Source organism: Flavimaribacter sediminis, assembly GCF_019492055.1.
Classification (GTDB): Bacteria; Pseudomonadota; Alphaproteobacteria; order Rhizobiales; family Rhizobiaceae; genus Flavimaribacter; species Flavimaribacter sediminis.
On record NZ_JAICBX010000005.1, the window covers coordinates 213,022 to 230,224 of the forward strand.

The 17,203-nt window shown below is 59.6% G+C and carries 14 protein-coding genes; 9 read left to right on the forward strand and 5 right to left on the reverse strand.

Going from position 1 to position 17,203, the window contains the following annotated elements; all coding sequences use genetic code 11:
* Positions 1–32: 32 nt before the first annotated feature.
* Both K1W69_RS22940 and K1W69_RS22945 read left to right on the forward strand, forming a co-directional pair.
* Entirely contained in the window at positions 33–1,121 is a 1,089-nt protein-coding gene (locus K1W69_RS22940) for a linear amide C-N hydrolase (protein WP_220230789.1), read from the forward strand.
* A 66-nt stretch (positions 1,122–1,187) separates the two neighbouring features.
* Positions 1,188–1,616, forward strand: a complete 429-nt coding sequence (locus tag K1W69_RS22945; RefSeq protein WP_370688295.1) for an ion channel — start codon at positions 1,188–1,190, stop codon at positions 1,614–1,616.
* A 34-nt stretch (positions 1,617–1,650) separates the two neighbouring features.
* Here K1W69_RS22945 and K1W69_RS22950 read toward each other — a convergent pair whose 3' ends face one another.
* Together K1W69_RS22950 and K1W69_RS22955 are read right to left on the reverse strand one after the other, a co-directional pair.
* The gene (locus K1W69_RS22950) at positions 1,651–2,766 is read right to left on the reverse strand and encodes a linear amide C-N hydrolase (RefSeq protein ID WP_220230790.1); all 1,116 of its coding nucleotides are present in this window, start codon (positions 2,764–2,766) and stop codon (positions 1,651–1,653) included.
* 384 nt (positions 2,767–3,150) lie between these two features.
* Positions 3,151–3,297 (reverse strand): hypothetical protein, encoded by a 147-nt coding sequence (locus tag K1W69_RS22955; RefSeq protein WP_220230791.1) that lies wholly within the window; start codon positions 3,295–3,297, stop codon positions 3,151–3,153.
* Between the two features lie 178 nt (positions 3,298–3,475).
* Here K1W69_RS22955 and K1W69_RS22960 point away from each other — a divergent pair, with 178 nt between their 5' ends.
* A complete protein-coding gene (locus K1W69_RS22960) occupies positions 3,476–4,996 on the forward strand; it encodes a UxaA family hydrolase (RefSeq protein ID WP_220230792.1) in 1,521 nt (506 codons plus the stop codon).
* A 187-nt stretch (positions 4,997–5,183) separates the two neighbouring features.
* On the opposite strand, the gene K1W69_RS22965 is transcribed toward K1W69_RS22960, so the two are convergent.
* A complete protein-coding gene (locus K1W69_RS22965; RefSeq protein WP_220230793.1) occupies positions 5,184–5,525 on the reverse strand; it encodes a hypothetical protein in 342 nt (113 codons plus the stop codon).
* 1,426 nt (positions 5,526–6,951) lie between these two features.
* On the opposite strand from K1W69_RS22965, the gene K1W69_RS22970 reads away from it, so the two are divergent.
* From K1W69_RS22970 to K1W69_RS22990, 5 genes are all read left to right on the forward strand, one after another.
* Positions 6,952–7,677, forward strand: a complete 726-nt coding sequence (locus K1W69_RS22970; protein ID WP_220230794.1) for a ribonuclease activity regulator RraA — start codon at positions 6,952–6,954, stop codon at positions 7,675–7,677.
* A 324-nt stretch (positions 7,678–8,001) separates the two neighbouring features.
* On the forward strand, positions 8,002–8,961 hold the full coding sequence (locus tag K1W69_RS22975; protein ID WP_220230795.1) for a TAXI family TRAP transporter solute-binding subunit: 960 nt from the start codon (positions 8,002–8,004) through the stop codon (positions 8,959–8,961).
* Positions 8,958–9,425 carry a DUF1850 domain-containing protein gene (locus K1W69_RS22980; RefSeq protein WP_220230796.1) on the forward strand — a complete coding sequence of 156 codons (468 nt, stop codon included), beginning with the start codon at positions 8,958–8,960 and terminating at the stop codon, positions 9,423–9,425. Before K1W69_RS22975 ends, K1W69_RS22980 begins: the two co-directional genes overlap by 4 nt.
* Positions 9,422–11,389 (forward strand): TRAP transporter permease, encoded by a 1,968-nt coding sequence (locus K1W69_RS22985; protein WP_220230797.1) that lies wholly within the window; start codon positions 9,422–9,424, stop codon positions 11,387–11,389. The genes K1W69_RS22980 and K1W69_RS22985 overlap by 4 nt, the downstream gene beginning before the upstream one ends.
* Positions 11,390–11,408: 19 nt before the next feature.
* Positions 11,409–11,987 (forward strand): dihydrofolate reductase family protein, encoded by a 579-nt coding sequence (locus tag K1W69_RS22990; protein WP_220230798.1) that lies wholly within the window; start codon positions 11,409–11,411, stop codon positions 11,985–11,987.
* 19 nt (positions 11,988–12,006) lie between these two features.
* On the opposite strand, the gene K1W69_RS22995 is transcribed toward K1W69_RS22990, so the two are convergent.
* On the reverse strand, positions 12,007–15,243 hold the full coding sequence (locus K1W69_RS22995) for an AsmA family protein (protein WP_220230799.1): 3,237 nt from the start codon (positions 15,241–15,243) through the stop codon (positions 12,007–12,009).
* A gap of 260 nt (positions 15,244–15,503) precedes the next feature.
* Positions 15,504–16,154 (reverse strand): glutathione S-transferase family protein, encoded by a 651-nt coding sequence (locus K1W69_RS23000; protein ID WP_220230800.1) that lies wholly within the window; start codon positions 16,152–16,154, stop codon positions 15,504–15,506.
* 140 nt (positions 16,155–16,294) lie between these two features.
* Between K1W69_RS23000 and K1W69_RS23005 the strand changes: the two genes are divergently transcribed.
* The gene (locus K1W69_RS23005) at positions 16,295–17,176 is read left to right on the forward strand and encodes an aldo/keto reductase (protein ID WP_220230801.1); all 882 of its coding nucleotides are present in this window, start codon (positions 16,295–16,297) and stop codon (positions 17,174–17,176) included.
* Positions 17,177–17,203: the final 27 nt, after the last annotated feature.

Consider the following 17,203-nt stretch of genomic DNA (forward strand, 5'->3'; position numbering starts at 1 on the left):
TTGCAACCCCATGTCTGCAGCAGGAGAAATCGATGCGGAAGAAACAGCTTTGTTTGCCTGGCAAGGCGCCTCTGGCGCTCTTCATCGCCATTTTGTCTATCATGTTCACCACCCATACCTATGCGTGCACGCGACTGGTCTATCTGGGCGCCAGCGATTCCGTTTACACAGCACGATCGATGGACTGGAAAACAGATATTGCTACAAATCTCTGGATTTTGCCGCGCGGTATCGAGCGCAGTGGCGAGACAGGTCCTAACTCCATTTCCTGGACATCGAAATACGGAAGCGTCATCGCCTCGGCCTACGACATCGCGACCACGGACGGCATGAACGAAGAGGGTCTGGTCGCAAACGTCCTGTGGCTGGCGGAATCCGAGTATCCGACCGAAAGCGACAAGCCGGGTCTGTCGATTTCCGCATGGGCGCAGTACATTCTCGACAATTTCGCGACGGTTGAGGAGGCCGTGGCGGAACTCGAGAAGGACGCATTCGTCATTGTCACCGATCAGGTGCCGGGTGAATCACGGCTCGCAGCCCTCCATCTGTCCATGTCGGACGCCAGCGGCGACAGCGCCATCGTCGAATATGTCGACGGCAAACAGGTCATTCATCACGACAAATCATACCAGGTGATGACCAATTCTCCGACCTACGACAAGCAACTGGCGCTGGATGAATACTGGGAGAAAATCAAGGGCACGGTCTTCATGCCCGGCACGAACCGTGCAGCCGACCGCTTCGCCCGCGCTTCGTTCTACGTCAATTCCATCCCGAAGTTCACCGACGTCAATCTGGCGGTCGCCGGCGTATTTTCGATCATCCGCAACGTGTCTGTCCCTTACGGGATTTCGACGCCGGACGAACCGAACATCTCTTCGACCCGCTGGAGAACCGTCTCGGACCAGAGTCGCAAGATCTATTTTTTCGAATCTGCTTTGACGCCCAACACGTTCTGGGTGGATCTGAAGCAGATCGATTTCTCGAAGAATGCAGGCAAGGTCAAGAAGCTGGATCTCGGAGAAGCCCAGCGCAACATCTTTTCGGGCAACGCAACAGACGACTTTATCGACGCAGCGCCGTTCCAATTCCTCGGCGCACGGCGGTCCGGACAGGAATAGAAAAGCCTGACTGAACGCCGGGCGCCAAGCCCGGCGTGATCACCAACCAGCGCGGAGAACGCGACAGTGTTTGCAATCGGAATCGGCGTCTGCATCAGCCTGATGAATATTGCAGTCCATGCGGTATTTACTGTGGTCATGGTGCGCACGGTCCGCCGGGATGCAGAGCGGCTATCGCAACCAAACGTCGTTTTCCGGGAAGTCCTGATCATGATCATTGCGGCCGCCATACTTATGCTGGCGCATCTGATCGAGGTTTGGATATGGAGCCTGTTTTACCGGTTGCTCGGGGTAACGCCGGACAGCAGCGCTGATTTTGATTTTGCTTTCATCAACTACACGACATTGGGATACGGCCGTCTCGTTCCCGAAGCGCCGTGGCAGGTTCTGGGACCCATGACGGCCATGAATGGCGTTCTTCTGTTTGGCTGGTCGACGGCTGTCCTGTTTCAGGTTCTTGCGGTAAGCGCGCGCCGGTTCGGCATCCGGTACTGACGGGCTACTAAAAGATCGTCGAAGATCAACCGCTTCAAGCGGCCTTGGCCGCTTTCAAAAGATCTGTCGAGTCACCAGCCTGCCCGTCCAGATGTCCGAGTGGAAGAACCCGCGGGCCATCGGCGTCAGCGAGCGCCTTCAGGTCGAAGCTGGCGTAATTCAGACTGCGATAGGTCCGCAGGTGGAATTGCTTGCGGTCAAGATCCGACAGGTTGGTCCAGCAGGTGAATTCGGTCGCGTAGGCCGTCTTTGCATCGGCCTCCAGTCCCGCGACCTCCATGTGACCTCCGCCTTCACTCGGATAATCGATGGTGACGCCGCGAGGCCGGTCGAAATTGTTCATGATGTGGGCGAGAGTCTGCACCGCCAGATCGGGCGTGTCCGCCTTTTCCGTATACTGAGAGTAGAAAGCGGCGCGCACGAACCTGCCGACGGATGTGTTGGAGGCGGGCAGGCCGGCCGTAGCGACGCCGGAATCGGGTTGTACAGCCGCGTATGTTCCGAAGGTCGCGCTGGACCTGTCGACATTGGTGAGGAAGGTATAGTTGTTCAAGTTGGTCAGATGCCAGCTGAACTCCGGTCCGTTTGTCATCACGCCCACCGGATTGTCGTATGTCGTCATTTGCCCTTCGTTGAACTCGATGACGAAGGCGTCCCCGGCTGCATCATGCACGACATAGTGGAACGGAGACTCGACCCCGCCGAGAAGGGCCAGCGCCTCCAGCATCACGGGCTGGCTGGCCAGCGCCGTCTTGAGCTCGGCTACAGTTGCAAACTGGCTGAGGGCCCAGGAACCGAGGTCCGAGGCGGAGAGAACAGCTCTGGTCGCTTCAACCGTCTTTTGCGTTCCACCGGAGTTCGGATAGGACAATAGGCTGAAGGTTAGCCCCTGATCGTTCATGCCTTCGAGCGCCTTGAGATCTGCGAGGCCAAGCGGCGACTCCGGTTTCGGCAACCGCGCAGGCATTGTAATGGCGAGCATGGCGTACTTTCCGGTGTAGTCGACGGGTGGATGCCCCTCCACCACAGACTGGAAGGGAACGCCTTTAGGCAGATAGATCAATTGGTAAGGCAGGTCTGACGTCAGTTCCAGTGTCCGACCAAAATAGACTTTGTCTTCTGCGTCACGATAAATCAGCGAAGTGCACATATTGCCTCTAATTCGTCTTGAATATTCGATGTATTGGCAGGAAATTTGCCCAGAACAGGCAAGTGTATCCCCGGGCGGCAATACGAATCCAAACTCTCTGAGCGCTAGACGTTTGTCAACGCCATCGCATAGCGTATAGGAAAATTGTTTCACTCAAGAGTAGTGATACGATTCTTCTGTACCCATTCTATTTTAACTCCAAATATTGAAGGCACTCAGTCGCTGTTCAACCCACATTTGCGGATTGTGCAATATACATTTGAAACAATTACTTGCGTAATTACTACCGCCCGAAGGAGATTCTGGCTTTATTTCGAGATTATCCGATTGCGTTCGCGAAAGGGTAAAATCAGGACTTTTTTTCCAGGAGACGGCGCGACTGAATCAGGCCGCCTTCAGGAAGCCGGTTGATATCTGCAGGATGCGGGTTGTCAGGAAGTATTGCCGCCCGTTGGCCTCGCGACGCACATAGCCGGCCTCGATGACGCTCAGCCCCCACAGGATCGGTCTGTTGGTCTTGATGCCTCCCATGCCCACCCACTCCCGAAATCGGCTTTGAAACCGACCTTCGCTCCTTTAACTGATGACCGTCCTCTTGCACCACTCACTTGACGCGGAGAAAGCAAGATCGGTACGATTATCCGACAACGGATTTTTTCACCAAGTGACAATTTCAGAAACCAGAACGTGTTCCACCAGGGAGGAAGCGATGGCAGATGCGGCTGCGAATATCCTGAGACTGAACGACGCCGACAATGTCGCGGTCGCTATCTCGATAATTCGCGAAGGAACCCCGATACCCGGCGGTGCAAAAGCTCTGAGAGACGTGCCGCGCGGCCACAAGGTGGCTCTGAGCGCCATTCCGGCGGGAGGCGCGGTGCGCAAATATGGTCAGGTCATCGGCTACGCCAGGGAGGACGTCGCGCCCGGGACCTGGTTGCACGACCATAATGTCGGCATGGGCGAAGCGGCGCTGGACTATGCGATGGGCGAGGAAACGCGTCCCGTACCGGAAGCGACGGAGAAAGCCACCTTCCGCGGCTTCCGTCGCGCCAACGGCAAGGTCGGCACGCGGAACTATATCGGCGTGCTGACCAGCGTGAACTGCTCGACCACGGTCGCGGCCGCGATCGTGGACGAGATCGAACGGTCCGGCGTGCTGCGGGACTATCCCAATATCGACGGCATCATCGCGCTGAAGCAGGTGCAGGGTTGCGTCGTCGACAATTCCGGCACGATCTTCACCATCCTGCGCCGCACGGTCTGGGGCTACGCCAGCAATCCAAACATGGGCGGAGCGCTCGTCGTGGGGCTCGGCTGCGAGGGCTTCCAGATCCCCCGCCTGAAAGAGGCCTACGGGATTACCGAGAGCGAAACATTCCGCACCATGACGATCCAGGAGGTGGGCGGCACGCGCAAGACCGTGGAGGCGGGCGTTGCGGCGATCCGCGAGATGCTGCCCGTCGTCAACGCGGTCGAGCGCGAGGAGGTCCCGGCCAGCGAACTGATCCTGGCCATGCAATGCGGCGGCTCGGACGGCTATTCCGGCATCACCGCCAACCCGGCGCTTGGCGTCGCCTCCGATTTGCTGGTCGCCCAGGGCGCGACCACGATCCTGTCGGAAACGCCCGAAATCTACGGCGCCGAACACCTTCTGACGCGCCGCGCCGTGAACCGCGACGTCGGCGAGAAACTGATCCAGCGCATCAAGTGGTGGGAGGATTACACCGCCCGCAACCTGATGGAAATGAACAATAATCCGAGCCCGGGCAACAAGCTGGGCGGCCTGACCACGATCCTCGAAAAGTCTCTCGGCGCCGTGGCGAAGGGCGGCTCTGCCCCTCTCGAGGCGGTCTACGAATACGCCGAGCCGGTCACCGCAAAGGGCTTCGTCTACATGGATACGCCCGGTTACGATCCGGTCTCGGCGACGGGACAGGTGGCGGGCGGCGCCAACGTGATGTGTTTCACGACCGGGCGCGGATCGGCCTACGGGAACAAGCCCTGCCCCTCGATCAAGATCGCCACCAACACCCCGATATTCGAAAAAATGGAAGAGGACATGGACCTCAACGCCGGCGATGTCCTTCAGGGAACGTCGCTGGAAGCCAAGGGGCGAGAGATTTTCGACATGATCCTTCGCGTGGCTTCCGGAGAGCGCACGAAATCGGAAGCGCTCGGCTATGGCTCGAACGAATTCGCGCCCTGGCATGTCGGCGCCGTGATGTAAGAGACAGGCGAGCGCCCGCGTCTTATGAGAGGGATTCGGGCGGGGCCGCCAATGCGCAGAAAGGAAATCTTGCCGGCGCGCGACCTACCGATGCGCTCGGGCGCCAATGATCCGTTGAGCGAGTTTGAACTTGCGCGCATGAAGCGGGCGATCGAACGGAACTATCCCGAGATCGGAGCCTTCGGTTTCAAGAATGGTCTGAATCGCATGTTTGCCGGATCGGGTCGCAGTCTCGAGCGTCGGAAAGTTTACGCCGGGCTTCCCGCGCAACGTCACCGCGAAGATACATCCCCTCCAGGCTCTCGGGATTGGCTTTTACTGCTTCCAGATCCAGAAGCAATGCGCCGCCGAAACCGATGCCGGGAACCAGCACGTCGTCCCGCCAGACCCTAAAATCCATGGAGGAATAAAGCGAAAGGAACCGCTGTTCGTCTTTGGCTCCGCGCGATGTCGCGGTGTCGATGAAGACCCGGCGAACCCTGCTGTTTTTCATGTAACGAGCGGTTGCAAGAACGAGTTTGCCGAACACGGGTATTGACCGCCAATCGGAATGCACCGAGGCCCGCGTCACCACGCCCCTCATTCCAAGGTCAGCGGATCAATCCGATGACTTCATTGTTTCTGGAGAAGGCGGCGAAATTCGTTCCGAATGTGTCGATCGTATCCTTGAGCAACCGGTTCTCATGATCGGCGACGCTCTTGAACAATCCCTCTTACTCGACATATCCGGCATAGCGAAAACGGTAAACCGCTTCCAGTTCCGCGGGCTCGCGGCACTCCTGGCTGCGTCTTGGCGATTGTCGACCGGTTTCGGCGCCGAGAAGGAAGCACGTGCTTGCGCCTGTTCGCCAACTCCGGCGAAAGACCGACCTGTTTGCGCCCGACCTCTGCAAGTCGGGCTTGTTCGATCCGGCTCGTTCTCACTACGAACAAACCGCGGCGGTCTCCCGTTTTGAGCGTTGGGCCAAAACCGTCCCTGAAAGGGCTTGAAATGCTCGAAAGCGAAAAATCACTTTCTTGCGCCTTCACCTTTTCAGGAACGGCTTTGTCCATCAACGCATCACCCCTGCAAACCAGAGGCTGCCTGGAAGTATACGTCTTCCAAAGTAAATACAACCAAGCTATTTAATATGCTTTTTTCTGCCAATACTTAGCTGACATCGATGGGCGCTTCGAGTATTGTCAACTATGCTATATTCACTGCCTAGTATGTTTCGACAATATGCTGTCTACTGATTTTAGTCCATGGACTGGCGTATCATACATCTTTGGAATATTGTATCAATGTGCACGATTTGTGATTATCTTGAATTGCATTTCTTTACTTATACATCTTATGATTGATTCTTGTAGTCGACAATATTTGTGTCTGTCTTTAATGCGAGGATGCTGCGACGAGGACCTCACAACCAGAATGGCGAAGCACCGGGCGTAATTTCAGTTCAATTCTGCGAAGTATTCACAAAACTTATTCGTTCTGTTTATACGATTGCCTTGAAAAAAATTCCAGTTCCACGCGAACGTCCAAATTCGTTTGCCCCGATGATTCAAGCATCTCAGTGTCATTAATTTCTCATTAAATTCAATTGCTTGTGCGATAATGACCCGGACTCCAAAGGGGGTGTGCACACACGGATGCCCAATGGATTATGGTCTTGTGGCGACGATCTCAACATGCTTCCGGCGACAGCGCATGCAAGGTGCGTGGGGGGCTTTTCATATAATATTCGGCTCTTCAGCCTTGTTCAGCGCCGCCACATTTTTTGTCAGAACTACCGCTCAACGCCCCGCGCAATCGGTCATTCTCGGCCAATTGAAAGAAATTTTCGAAATCCCAATCCGGATTCCATGATTCTGCATGACGCCTATTCCCTTCAATCCGATCCATAACAGCCATTCTCTCGTGGTCCGATCTCGGTTAAAGCTCTCGCAAAATGCTAAGAGGAACTCCGGCCATGTCTGAACCCGAAACACCGACGCTCGACGCCGATGCAATCGAAATCCTGAAAAAGGTCACGACCGCCACCCTGACGACGATCCTTTTGAAGAAGGGGTTGCGCAATGTCTGGATGCGCGGCGCGATGCCGTTGCGACCCGACCAGGAACGCGTGGTGGGACCCGCTTTCACCTTTCGCTTCGTTCCGGCCCGCGAGGACCTGGCGACGCCGGCGAGCTGGGCCAGCCCGATCTCGACGCGGGCGGCGATCGAGGCGATGCCAGAGGGCGCCTTTGCGGTCATTGACGCCATGGGGATCGCCGACGCCGGCGTGTTTGGCGACATTCTATGCGCCCGCATGGTCAAGCGCCGGGCCGCCGGCATGGTGACCGACGGCGTGGTCCGCGATCTGGAAGGGGTCCTGGGAACCGGACTTCCCGTGTGGTGCCGGGGCGCCGCCGCGCCGCCCTCGGTGGCGGGCCTGACATTCGTCGGTTGGGAAGAAACCGTCGGCTGCGGCGGGGTCTGCGTGATCCCCGGCGACATCGTGGTGGCCGACAGGGACGGCGCGGTTCTGATCCCGAAAGCCTTTCTCGGCGACGTGCTGAAAGAAGCGCCCGAACAGGAGCGTCTGGAAGGCTGGATCGTGACGGAAGTCGAGCGCGGCGAAAAATTGCCGGGGCTCTATCCGATGAATGACGAAACCCGCGCGCGCTACGACGAATGGAAAAAAGGCCGGCAGTAGCCGCTTCGCGCCGCAAGCTGACCCCACTGCCGGACATTAAACCTTCGTCGTAGACGGCTCTCGTTGCGGTTTTGGCGCCGCGCCTGCCGCAGCTTGCCCACGCCCGAACGAAGAACGGTAAAATGTCAGTAAAAATAAAGACCTGACGGCAATTCCGTCGGCGCAAACGCGTGATTGCAACAAATCTCAAGAATAACAAGCCTTTGCGCCGGACCGCGGATCCGACTTGCTTATTCTGCTTGAATCCCGATAGCTCCCTGCTAGTTTGCAGGACCGGGATGGCAAGCAAACAGAGAAATCCATTCCTTGAAACGGGAGGCATCCATGAAACTACTGAAATCTATTGCATTTGCCGCAGCGCTCATCGCAACGCCGGCGCTTGCGCAGACGCAGCTTTCGATCGCGACCGGCGGCACCGGCGGCGTTTACTACCCGATGGGCGGCGGTCTGGCCGAAATCATCAACAAGCACGTTGAAGGCTACAACGCCACGGCGGAAGTCACCGGCGCATCGGTCGAGAACATGGGTCTGATCGCAACCGGCGATGCGGATCTGGCGATTGGTCTGGCCGACACTGTGCAGCAGGCCTATTCGGGCACCGGTCGCTTCGACGGCCAGCAACTGCCGATGATCCGCGCGATCGGATCGCTCTACGCCAACATGGTGCAGATCGTGACGCTCGCCGATTCCGACGTCAAATCAATCGAAGACATTCCCGGCAAGCGGGTCTCCGTCGGCGCGCCGGGTTCGGGCACCGAAGTCAATACAAAGACCCTTCTCGACGCCAACGGCATCTCCTTCGACGACTTCACCGTCGAGCGGCTGAACTTCAACGAAACCGCAGACGCCCTGAACAATGGCGATATCGATGTCGGTTTCTGGAGCGTGGGCGCCCCGACATCGTCGATCCTCAACCTCGCCACGACCAACGATATCCGCATGATACCGCTCACCCAGGCGCAGATCGATGCGGCGGTCGGCCAGGATTCGGTCATGGCGCCGCTTGCCCTGCCGGCTGGCGTCTATAACAACGTGAGCGAAGAAACGCCGACAATCGGTGTTCCAAACGTTCTCGTCGTCTCGTCTGAAATGGACGAGGACGCGGTCTACGAGATCACCAAGGCGATGTACGAAAACATCAAGGAACTGCAGGCCGTGCATCCGGCGGCGAACGAAACAACCGTCGCCTTCACGATGGCTGCGACGCCTGTGCCCCTGCATCCCGGCGCTATCCGGTATTTCGAAGAAATCGGCGCCGAGATCCCCGCAAAACTGCGCCAGTGACACTGACGCTCAAAGGAGGGCTTCTGGCCCTCCTTCTTCTGTCGCAACCGGCCGCCGCAGGCATGCTGACCGCAACTCTGATCGATGGCGACGAAGTCGCGCGCCTGCCTGTGCCCGAAGGCGCAGGGTGGTGCGTTCTCTGGCGTCATTCCGTGCAGGGCTTCGAGGTCAAGGACTGCTACGAGAATCGCGCGGGCCACATGGTGCTCGTGCGATCGCACCAGCCGGATTTCGCGGCCGGGCTCGGGCATATGATCGGCCGGGGTCGACAGGTCTCGGACGGCGAAGGCGGCTACTGGATCGAGGATATCGACGAGCCGGTGCCGCAGGACTCCTACATTCTCAGACCCGGAAGCATGGCCGTGGATCACCGGCTGCGCGCGGAGTCGGGCGAGGTGTCGCTGTCGGCCCTCGCCGCGCACGCCCGGGTGCGCATAACGCTTGAACCCGGAGGCGGCGAATGAGCGACGAAACGCATTACAGCCAGCCGAAGATTGTCCTTCGCGCAATCACCGTCGTTGGAATTCTGCTGTCGCTGTTCCAGCTCTACGCCTCGGGCATCCAGCCGCTTGGCCTGTTCATCCTGCGCCCGATCCATCTGGGTTTCATTCTCGTTCTGTGTTTCCTGATGCTGCCGGTCACCGGCGACCGGCCGCGCGGCGTTATTGGCTGGGCGATAGACGGACCGCTCATCCTGTGCGGCGTGCTTGCCGGCTATTGGGTGCCGTCGCATATCGACATCATCGCAAACGCGATCATTCCCCGCCAGATCGACGTCATCGTCGGCATCATCACGGTTCTGGTGGTGCTTGAGGCGACCCGCCGCGCCATCGGCATTGGACTGACGATCATCGGCGTCGTGTTCATCATTTACGCCTTTGCCGGCAACAGGGGCGAACTGCCCTGGCTCGCCGACTTCTTGCCCGGCATTCTCAATCACCGTGGCTATTCGATCGATCGCCTGGCTAGCCAGCTGACGCTGGGCGCGGAGGGCCTGTTCGGTCTGCCGATCGGCGTCGCGGCGACGTTCATCTTCGTTTTCGTGCTCTTTGGCGCCTTTCTCGAAGTCACTGGCGCCGGTAAATTCTTCATCGATCTCGCCTATGCGGCGACCGGACGCCAGCGCGGCGGCCCTGCCAAGGCCGCGGTCATCGCCTCGGCCGGCATGGGGTCGATCAGCGGCTCGGCCATCGCCAATGTGGTGACCACGGGCGCTTTCACGATCCCGCTCATGAAGAAGCTGGGATACCGGCCTGCGCAGGCCGGAGGCATTGAAGCCGCCGCCTCGACCGGCGGCCAGATCATACCGCCGCTGATGGGCGCCGGCGCCTTCCTGGTCAGCGAATTCACGCGCATTCCCTACATCGAGATCGTCATGATCTCGATCTTCCCGGCGATCCTGTATTTTGGCTCGGTCTACCTGCTCGTCCACATCGCGGCCGTCAAGCAGGGCATGGAGGGCATTCCGGCCGACGAATTGCCGCGGGTGCGCGACGTGCTGGCCGAAGGCTGGCATTTCCTGCTGCCGCTGATCGTGCTCATATGGCTGCTTGTGCTCGGCTATTCGCCGATGCGCGTCGGCTTTTACGCAATCCTTGCCGTCATCGCCGCCGCGGCAGTGCGGGGTTTGTACAACTACGTCACAAATGAACCGACGCTGGACGGTCTGGTCGCACTTTCAAAAGCCGGACTGATGAAGACGCTGGAAGCGCTCGAACTCGGCGCGCGCAACGCAGTTCCCGTCTCAATGGCCTGCGCCGTGGCCGGCATCGTTGTTGGCGTGGTGGGGCTGACGGGACTTGGCCTGAAGTTCTCCGCCATGATGCTCGCCTTCTCGGGCGGCCACCTGCTCCTGGCGCTCATCCTGGTGGTGATCGCAAGTCTTATCCTCGGCATGGGCTTGCCGGTCACGGCCGCCTATATCGTGCTGATCATCCTGGTGGGCCCGGCGCTGACCAGCGAGTTCGGCGTGCCGCTGCTGATCGCACATCTCGTCGTCTTCTGGTGGAGCCAGGATTCCAACGTGACGCCCCCGGTGGCCCTTGCGGGATTCGCGGGGGCGGCGATCGCGAACGCCAGTCCGACGGAAACTTCCGTGCAGGCGTGGAAATATGCCAAAGGCCTGTATCTCATTCCGCTCTTCATGGTCTACAATCCGTCGATCATCGAAGGGGGGCCGCTGTTGCTGGTGCTGTGGAACGGCCTGATCGTGATACTGGCTCTGGCGGCCTTTGCGGCGGCGCTGGAGGCGTTCCTGTTTGGACCCATCCCCCTCTGGCAGCGCGCGCTGATCATTCCCGGAGTGATCGCCATTTTCTGGCAGTCGATACCGATCGAGGCGGCCGGCGCAGCGCTGATCGTCGTGCTGTTCGCCCTGAACTGGCTCAGCGCCCGAAAACAGGCCGGGCCGGTTCAATCTTCGACATAAATTTCCGAAAGCCAGCTTGATGGGAATCCTGACCTTCAGCCTAAACGTCACGTTGGACGGCTGTATCGACCACGAGGCGGGAATAGCCGACGACGAGACACACGCCTTCTTCACCGATCTAATGAACGAGAACGGCGCGATGTTGTGGGGCCGCGTCACCTACGAAATGATGGAGAGCTACTGGCCTATGGTCGCTCGGGGCGAGGTGGACGCGCCGCCAGCGATGCGCGCGTGGGCGGACTACCTGGAGACCAAGCCGAAATACGTGGCGTCATCGACGCGAAAGGACTTCCCGTGGACCAACAGTCACCACCTCGAGGGTGATCTGAAATCGGGCGTGCAGAAACTGAAAGACGGGACCCCGGACGGCGTGCTCCTCGGCAGCGGCAAGCTCGCGGTTGGACTGGATCGACTGGATTTGATCGACGAGTACAAGTTCCTCGTCCACCCCAGGATCATCGGCCACGGCCCCAACCTTTACGAGATCGGCCTGCCGAGCCCGCGACATCTGGAGTTGGTCTCGTCGAGACCGCTGCAAAACGGCGTCGTTGCGATGCACTACCGGCGCGCGCAGACGAACAACGCAACGCCAGAGTAGCTCATTTACAGCTCAACAGCTAATTGCCCATCTGGTTCAGCAGGTTCTTGATCAGGTCCCTCGGCTCATCGCCCGAGCCATCCTGCTTTTCCGGCAATACTGCGTCGAGGGCCTGGTCCGTCAAGCTTCGCTCGGGCTGCTGGACGGGTGCGTCGTTTGCAGACGCCGTGCGAAGCGGATTTGGCTGCGGGATCGGTACGATCTCGATCGGCGGCACGAGTTCCGGGTTTTCCACCCCTGCAGTCGGATCCGGGCTGACGGCCTGCTCCTGTATCACCTGAGCATCGGATTGTCCGTCGCCGATCGGCAAAGCCGCCTGACGGTTCGTTCTTTCCTGCCGGTTTGAACCGCCCCTGTTAAGGACGCCCTGGAGCAGGGAATTGACCAGATCGCCGCTTTCGCCGGAGGTTTCTCCGGATGCGTTTCCGCCGCTGTTTCCGAGCTGCTGGATGACGCCTGTGATCACTTTGTCAGCGTCGGCGTTCTCCCCGCCGGTCAGGAGATTCGTTATGGAGCCGGCGTTTCCGGAGGCGCCGCCGGCAAGGCCGCCGACCAGGCTGCCGAGACCTGAAAGCGTCTGAAGGGCCTCAGCCGGATTGGAGAGAATATTGCTGATATCCGGATAAATGCGCGGGCCGGACAATGGGCCGTTGACGATGATCGGCATGCCGAGACCCGCCACGTCGAATTCACCGCCCTGCCCATTGAGAGAACGCACGACCCGCGGGTTGAGGCGCATGTCGATGGTCTGATCCGCAAGATCGACCGAGCCCGTTCCATCCATGCGCACCAGCGGCCCAAGGAGTTTCAGATCCTCGGTTTTGGCAACGCCCTGGGCAACCGCGAAAGTCACCGAGAGTTCCGTGAATTCCGTCTTGTCTCCGGCGTCCTGCTGCGCGCTTCCGCTCGAAATCAGCGACTGGACATTGCTGAAGAGCTTGGCGACATCGACGCCGCGGATTGCGCCGTCGGAGAAGACAACGCGCGCTTCGCCGTCGAGCGAGCGCGCCAGAGCATAGGTGTCGCCGCCGGCCCCCTTGAGCGAGACAGCCGCGTCGAGCGCGCCCTCAAGCCGTGTAAATCCGGCCGCGTCGTCAAGAAACGGCATGGCGCTGACACTGACGAGCCTGGCGGCGATATCGACGGCCGGCGTCCCTGTGCCATCGGCGACGATCTCGGCGGAAACCGAACCGTCGTAAAAGCCTGCTTCCGGTACGGTGAGGCGCGCGACGCCGTTCTTGACCGACAGCGAAGCCGTTGCAGGCCCCGCCTTGACGTCGCCATATCCGATCCGTTCCGCCTTCAATGTTATGTCGGCGTCAAGATCGCGCAGCGCGGACAGGTCAACAGGAGTCGAGGATTGCGATGCGGGGGCCGAAGCGGAGTTCGAACCGCCTGCGCCAGATTCATCACCTGCTCCGATCAGCTTGGCGAAATCCAGCGTGTCGACCGCGAGCGACGCCGTGATGGTGGTCTTTCCAGCCATGCTGACGGATGCGCTGCCAGTCGCCGTCATGTCGTCCAGCGTGATCCGCGCATTTTCGAGCGACACCCGGTCGCTGCTTGCAGCGATGGCGCCGCTATAGGCAAAACGACCGAGCGGCGTTCCAGGATCATTGTTGAGCCAGCGCAGAAGCCCGCTCAGCGACGCCGTCTCGATCGAGGCGTTACCGTTGGCGCTGCCGTCGAGACCAACGGTTCCGGAAAAACGCGCATCGACCGGCGTTGACCTGACTTCGACTGTCAGCGGTCCCGGTTCACCGCTCAAAAGACCGGCCAGGGCGACTGATGTCGACAGCCCGACGGTCTCGCCATTCCAGTTCATCGTTCCGGACACATCGACGGGATTTGCGATATCCGACACTTCCGCCCTGATATTCAGCCCGGTTATGTTTTCCGCGCCCGGCCCGATCGCCGCCGCCAATTCGGGAACAACAGCCGCGCCGTCGGCGATCGTCACCACGCCCTTCATATTCACCGATTTGCGGATCGTGTCTTCATCCAGACCGTAGAAGGCATATTGCACGTCGGAACCGAGCCTGCCGGTCAGCGGCGCTGACACGCCCGCGAGCTGCATCAGGCTTGTAATGTCGATGCCTGTGATCGTCGCATAGCCACGGATCGCCGGCGTATCGGGATTGAAATCCGCCCGCACTCCAGCCTTGAGGCCGCCGCCGGCGACCTGCTGCGAGACTACGGTCGCGTCCAACTCTCCATCGTTGAGCGTGGCCTGCACGGCGACGCCTTTCGCGACGGCGTCACCGGCCTTGACGGCTTCGGCCTGAAGGTCAAAATCCACATCAAACTGCCTGAGTGCGGAAAGGTCCGGCGCTCCACCGCCATTGCCTGCCGTGGCGTCCGTCGCCTCGCCTGCGCCGACTTCCGGTTCAAAGGCTGCATAGTCGAGCACGCCGGCCCTGATTCTGACGCTGACATGGTCACGGGCGCCGGGCGTGTAGGCCGCGTCCAGCCGCATCGGCTGGCCCGCGCTCATGATCTCGCCGTCAGCGACCCGATAACTTCCATCCGCGGCCAACTGGATCGATCCCTTGGCGCTGACGCTTTCCACCGCCGGATGCGGCGGCGGCTGCATTGTTCCGGAGAACGTGAATTGCGACGGCTGCCGGTTCAGAAGGTCGCGCAGAGAACCGATCTCGCCTTCGAACGTCATGGCTGTTCCATCGACCGTCCCGGAAAAGGCGAGCTTCGCCGGTTTCTCGATGCCGGGGACCGTCAGGTCCAGATTCAGGTCGCCGGCGACCTGCCGAACTCCGGCGCCGCTGTCTTCCAGCACCTCGCCGTCGCGAATACGAAACCGATCGATCGCAAGTTTTTCGAGATAGCCGGCGGCCATTTCGAACACGTCTTCTTCCTGTCCGATCTGTGGCGCCTCCGCGGAAGATGGGGCCGCTGAATCGGATAGGGTGATTTGCGGTTTTTCGAGTTCGATTCCTGTGATCTGAATTCTGTCGGACAGCAGCGACATCACCCGAACGGAGGCGACCACCTTGCCGGCATTGGCGGCGAGCGCCTTGTCCGCCGAAAGGTAGGCGACGTCGTTTGCAACAATTCCGAAGTCGGGAAAGACGGAAAAACGGACCGGGCCGGCGAGCGTGATATCGGCGCCGGACGCCGACGACACCTGCCGCGCAAGCATGGTTCTGAGCGAATCCGCGCCGAAGGCGAGCGGCAGCAAGTAAATGACCGCAGCAAACAGAAGCGCCAGGGCCGCTATGGCCGCCAGGACCTTTCTCATGGTCGCAGTTCTCCCCGGGCTTCTCCCTCAGTAACAGTGCGTATTGTTCCTGCGCCCGGCCGTCAGGAGCGAATCACCGCCGCACCGATAGCCGATTATTACCCGAAACCAGGTTGCGGCGAAACAAAACCCAACCCCGCCGCATAAAAGCAATCGAATAGACTACCAATGCGGCAGGGTATTTTATCAATGAATATCAGTATGTTTGCGGAACCACTTGAAAGGCTGATTCTGTTACTTCGCAGATTCGATCAAGTCTTTCACGCGGCCCCTGCGGCCTCTTCATCGTGCGCAGCAGCCATAATTTCGTCTTCTTCCGCCACCTTGCGGAAGGATGGTCGTGATGTGGTTTTCTCGATATAGGCGTCGAAAACCGGTGTCCTGGGCACAAGTCCGAAACCCGTCATCAGGCGGAGCGCCCCACCCCAGAGAAGGTCCGCCGCGGTGAAACGGTCGCCAGCCATGAACGCCTGCGCGGACAGGTTGGACTGGATGGCGTCAATGACGGTTTCAAAACTGCCGTAGGCCGAACGGCTGGCGGGCGGCGGTTCACGGCCCATGGACTTGTCGATCAGGGCCGGTTCGAAGCATGACGAGTAGAAAACGATCCAGCGCAGAAACGCGCCCCGGTCCGGTTCGCCGATCGCCAGCGCCAATCCCGCGTCCGGAAAGGCGTCCGCCAGATAGATGTAGATCGCGGATTGCTCCGTCACCAGGGCGTCGCCGTGACGGATCGCCGGCACCTTGCCAAGAGGATTGATCACGAGATAGTCGGGCGCCCGCTGCTCGCCCTTCGCCATATTGAGGGCGTGAAGATCGTAAGGCGCCCCCAGTTCCTCAAGAAGGACGCGAACGCCCTTCGCGCGGGTCCGTGGCGAATAGTAGAGCGTTACCCTGTCTGAAGCTGTCATGAAAATCTCCAATGGCTGAAGGATCCGGCAATTGAATTTCGCGCATCCATAACAGTCAGAATGTGTCTGACATGATAAAAGCAATAGACAGACAATTTGTAGCAGCAACAAAAATGCCGCATTCGAACGGAGTTCGCCAGATGAAACACCCTGTCTTCAAGCTCAACAACGGCGTCGAACTTCCGGCGCTCGGACTGGGCGTTTTCCGCTCCGGAGAGGAAGGAACCGTCGAGGCGGTGAAAGCCGCGCTTTCCGTTGGTTATCGCATGATCGATACGGCGGCCGCCTATGGCAACGAGGCCTATGTCGGCCAGGGCCTGCGGGAAAGCGACGTCCCACGGGAGGAGGTTGTCATCCAGACCAAGCTCTGGATGAGCGACTACGGCTTTGACAAGGCGCTGCACGGCTTTGACCGGTCCATGAAAACACTTGGTCTCGAGACGCTGGACGTCTATCTGCTGCACTGGCCCCAGCCGAAACTGTTCGACCTGACGATCGAGAGCTGGAAAGCCCTGTCGCGCCTTCTCAAAGAGGGTCGCATACGCGCCATCGGCGTTTGCAACGCCTCGGTGGACCAGATGAAAAAACTGACGGATGCGACCGGTATAACGCCCGTCCTGAACCAGATCGAGATGCATCCGTATTTCTCCCAGGCTGCGCTGCGCGAAGCGATCCGCGAGATGGGCGTCGTCCCGCAAGCCTGGTCGCCGCTCGGCGGCGTCAGCAGCTATTCTGGCGATGGTTCGCTCATTCCGCTGAAGGACGAGGTCCTGATCGGGCTTTCCGGCAAATACAACAAGACCGTGGCACAGATCATCCTGCGCTGGCATCTGCAGAACGGCGTGTCAATCATTCCCAAATCGGTGACCCCCGGACGCATCCGCGAGAACGCAGACCTATTCGATTTTGAACTCGAAGCCGGCGACATCGCCGCAATAGACGCGCTCGACCGCGGTCAACGGGCCGGCATCGATCCGCAAGTCGCTTCCGTGCAATATTTCGGCCGCGTCATCGAGGACTGAACAGACGCGGCAGATGCATTGGCCCTG

What these genes read in the sequence shown, in the direction of transcription:
- K1W69_RS22995 (WP_220230799.1), bottom strand. Translation starts at nt 15,243, where the DNA reads ATGAGAAAGGTCCTGGCGGCCATAGCGGCCCTGGCGCTTCTGTTTGCT.
- K1W69_RS23005 (WP_220230801.1), top strand. Translation starts at nt 16,295, where the DNA reads ATGAAACACCCTGTCTTCAAGCTCAACAACGGCGTCGAACTTCCGGCG.
- K1W69_RS22960 (WP_220230792.1), top strand. Translation starts at nt 3,476, where the DNA reads ATGGCAGATGCGGCTGCGAATATCCTGAGACTGAACGACGCCGACAAT.
- K1W69_RS22950 (WP_220230790.1), bottom strand. Translation starts at nt 2,766, where the DNA reads ATGTGCACTTCGCTGATTTATCGTGACGCAGAAGACAAAGTCTATTTT.
- K1W69_RS22970 (WP_220230794.1), top strand. Translation starts at nt 6,952, where the DNA reads ATGTCTGAACCCGAAACACCGACGCTCGACGCCGATGCAATCGAAATC.
- K1W69_RS22975 (WP_220230795.1), top strand. Translation starts at nt 8,002, where the DNA reads ATGAAACTACTGAAATCTATTGCATTTGCCGCAGCGCTCATCGCAACG.
- K1W69_RS22940 (WP_220230789.1), top strand. Translation starts at nt 33, where the DNA reads ATGCGGAAGAAACAGCTTTGTTTGCCTGGCAAGGCGCCTCTGGCGCTC.
- K1W69_RS22985 (WP_220230797.1), top strand. Translation starts at nt 9,422, where the DNA reads ATGAGCGACGAAACGCATTACAGCCAGCCGAAGATTGTCCTTCGCGCA.
- K1W69_RS23000 (WP_220230800.1), bottom strand. Translation starts at nt 16,154, where the DNA reads ATGACAGCTTCAGACAGGGTAACGCTCTACTATTCGCCACGGACCCGC.
- K1W69_RS22955 (WP_220230791.1), bottom strand. Translation starts at nt 3,297, where the DNA reads ATGGGAGGCATCAAGACCAACAGACCGATCCTGTGGGGGCTGAGCGTC.
- K1W69_RS22990 (WP_220230798.1), top strand. Translation starts at nt 11,409, where the DNA reads ATGGGAATCCTGACCTTCAGCCTAAACGTCACGTTGGACGGCTGTATC.